This is a genomic window from Sulfurimonas sp., assembly GCF_014859695.1.
Classification (GTDB): Bacteria; Campylobacterota; Campylobacteria; order Campylobacterales; family Sulfurimonadaceae; genus Sulfurimonas.
Genome location: NZ_JACUTS010000151.1, coordinates 1 through 2,374 on the forward strand (window position 1 = coordinate 1; position 2,374 = coordinate 2,374).

The 2,374-nt window shown below is 36.8% G+C and carries 3 protein-coding genes; all 3 read right to left on the reverse strand.

Annotation, left to right across the window (positions count from 1 at the left end):
• Nucleotides 1–276, reverse strand: a 276-nt coding sequence (locus tag IBX42_RS12105; RefSeq protein ID WP_365943741.1) for a HepT-like ribonuclease domain-containing protein, incomplete at its 3' end; no start/stop codon positions are given.
• Nucleotides 277–372: 96 nt separating this feature from the next.
• Complete coding sequence (locus tag IBX42_RS12110; protein WP_294933187.1) at nt 373–660, reverse strand: nucleotidyltransferase domain-containing protein; 288 nt, start codon at nt 658–660, stop codon at nt 373–375.
• Nucleotides 661–929: 269 nt separating this feature from the next.
• Nucleotides 930–2,144 (reverse strand): AAA family ATPase, encoded by a 1,215-nt coding sequence (locus IBX42_RS12115; RefSeq protein ID WP_294933188.1) that lies wholly within the window; start codon nt 2,142–2,144, stop codon nt 930–932.
• Between the last annotated feature and the right edge of the window lie 230 nt (nt 2,145–2,374).

Sequence of the window (2,374 nt, forward strand, 5' to 3'; positions counted from 1 at the left end):
GGATTGGATGGCTTTGCTCAGGTCTATGTTGTCTTTACAGATTTGATGAAGATCATTTGACAGCAGATCTAATTTTTCATCTACAATGTTCCAGACTTCACTTTCATCTATGCCAAAATAGCCATGCGATATGGCATTTCTAAAATTAACAACTTTTCTAAAGTAAGGCGGTGCTGATTTTAAAAATTTTTCATCATTCAAAAGAGTATTGAGCGCTTCTCCTGTGAGTTCAAGCTCTCTTATCGTAGCATCCCAGTGCAAGCTGCTATAGCGCAAGTCCTCACCGTCTTGAAGGTTTTTGTATATAGCTTGATCTTGTGAATCGCGACAAACACATCAACTATAAAAAGCTCATTATCTCTGTGTTTTTTGTTAAACATAGATAATCTCTTTTTCTATTTTTTGTTTATAGAACTCCCTGAAACTGTCTATGTAGCCTAAGTCAACAGGTTTTTTGAAATAATTTTCCAGATACTCTTTGAGATCTTCTCTAAGAAAAAAATCCTTTTTGTCGGTATCTATCACTATGTCTATATCGCTTGCGTCTGTTGCAAGATCTTTGGCATAACTGCCAAAAAGACCTATCCTTTTAACGCCATACTTTTCTAAAAATTCTTGCTTGTTGTTTTTCAAAAAATTTAGTATAAAAGACTTAGTCATTGGAAGCAAAACTTTCTAATAATTCCAGTTCTTGTTGCGTTCTCATTTGTAATTCTCCCGCCTAAATGCTTGTTTTATGAACTATCATTATAGCACAGGAGGGGTGGATGGGAAAGATTCCCAATCAAGTTGGGAATGACGAACGTAGGAGTTGAGTATGACGGAGGTGGTCAAATGACGAAACTTCTCGTCATCCTCGGGCTTGTCTCTTTCCGTCATCCTCGGGCTCGACCCGGGGATCTGAAGTGCGGGAGAGATCCCCACTGCAGTTAATAAACAAACCCAAAAAGCCATAGCGGGATTTTATTGCCGCTGCCTATCGCTATGTCATCAGACACGATGAAACTATTTGGCACGTCTTTGATACCCTCAAGGGGCACCGAGGTTTGCCTATATCCTTTCTTCTTGCCACCTACTTCTACGGTATATTTTTTATCTATAAGAAAATCACCTTGCTTTGAAATATTGAGTTTATATTTGTGGCTTACTTGATTTGCAAAGAATGTCTCCCTTACCGTTCCCGCATCACAACTTCCACAGTATGCAAACAAAAGATTTGTATTGTTTAGGTATATTTTGGCAGCTTTTTGTACTTTTTTAAGCCCATCAACATTTTCATCCACCAAAAGCAGCATTTGCCCATCATTCAAAAACGATAGATAATCATAGAGTTTGACCCTGCTTATTTCAGCAAGTGCTGCTATTTTTGTATAGTTTACTTCAAATGGCTTACTTTCACATATCACTTCAAGAAGCTTTTTGAGTTTATAGGTGTATTTTTGCTCTATCAGTCCAAGCGATGTCAAATCCAAATCAATCGTGAGATTTATTGTGTTGAGCAAGTTTTGATAATACGATGTTTGTTTGTCAAAATAAAATGGATAATAACCCACTTCTATGTACTCTTTGAACTCCTTTAGGATATCGATATTACCTATTGCTAAGCTTTTTACAATCTCGCTATGGTTTTGAAAAATATCTTTTATATCCCATACGCTTAATGCTAGTTTATGTTTGAACTCCAAATACTCCCTAAAAGAAAAACCATTAAGATTATAAAGAGTAACCCGCCTGCTCAAGTCACTTTTTGCGTTTAAATTAGAAGTCGCACTACTGCTTGTAAAGATCACTTTTAGTTCAAACAGATCATAAATAGTCTTGAGATAAGCACTAAAATCTTCATAGCGATGCACTTCATCCAAGAGCAGATATTCTCCTCCATCACTTACATACTCTTCGACCAAATCAATCAAATCAACCCCACTCAAAAAAGGATAATCAAGTGAAATATAAAGTGCTTTTTTGTTTTGAAGCTCTAGCTCTTGAAGGTATTGAAAAAGTATGGTTGTTTTGCCTACGCCTCTTGCCCCAAAGAGTCCTACCATCTTGTCATTGAAGTCTATCGTGCTGTAAATATATCGTTTATACTCAATTTTAAAAGATTTTTTGAGTCTATCCTGGTATTTTCTAACGTTCTTTAGCATTTAAAAGCCTCTCTGATAATAGTGTAAACGTTTATAGTCATTTACAATACTAACTGGCTTTAACTTTGTAAATGCTTATATACATTTACATTTAGGATAGGCTTTTGAGCAACAAGTGAAACTCCGCTAGTGAGATCAATATGTTCTATCTTTTTGGCGTTCGTGGATGGGTTGATGAGTGCGCTTCGCTTAGGGGAGAAGGTGGAGCCAGTTCCTCGTCATCCTCGGGC